Source organism: Halalkalibacter flavus (assembly GCF_036663575.1).
Classification (GTDB): domain Bacteria; phylum Bacillota; class Bacilli; order Bacillales; family Bacillaceae_D; genus Halalkalibacter; species Halalkalibacter flavus.
The window spans coordinates 1-725 of record NZ_JAWRVK010000109.1; the positions used below are offsets into that span (position 1 = coordinate 1).

1 protein-coding gene is annotated in these 725 nt (G+C 29.4%); it reads left to right on the forward strand.

The window, feature by feature from the left end; translation table 11 throughout:
• The first annotated feature begins 25 nt into the window (after positions 1-25).
• Complete coding sequence (locus SAY88_RS24610; RefSeq protein WP_332635068.1) at positions 26-625, forward strand: hypothetical protein; 600 nt, start codon at positions 26-28, stop codon at positions 623-625.
• The last annotated feature ends 100 nt before the right edge of the window (positions 626-725 follow it).

Below are 725 nucleotides of genomic sequence, written 5' to 3' on the forward strand. Positions count from 1 at the left end.
AGTAAAATAGCCAATGGGGGATTATATGTATAAAGCAAATTTAAAAAAGTATTTAAACAGATTTCTTATTTTGTTAATTGGAGTCTTTTTTATTTACAGTATTTATGTTCAGTTAGAGTATAGACACTATGTTAGTCAGAGTATAGATAGAAATTATGACAATTTATCAATTATATCTGTTAAAGGAAATAATTTGGCTAACAGGCTAGAGGAGTTTGTTCATTTAACTATCGAAAAAGAAGAAAACAGTGGAGTGAAAAGCGAATTGTACAACAATTGGAGAATTGTTAACGGAGAAAGTAGAAGCATTCATTCCTATTTATTTGCTATTTCAACCATACATATGGGAGACGTATCATCTGATTGGGATTTACTACAATATAGCTTATTTCGTGTTGATGAATTTATATCTGGTATGACTAATAAGTTTCTTGAAAATCATTCGTATGCTATAAGTAGTGAAGAAAAAGAGATAATGGAGGCCGTTATTACAGTTTTTAGAACCATTAGTGAAGAAAAAGATAATGAATTAGTTGACATAGAAGTCATCTTACAGTCTATAAAGGAACCAATGCTAATTATTGACGACAATTATTCAGGTACACTTGAACGAATAGGTAGGTAAATAAAAAAGATTGGATTATTAAGCTATCCTGAAAATAACCATTGGTAGAAGTGCATTTTTGGCATACGAAACTAGACCTAGCAAAATCTTTTAAAAAAAA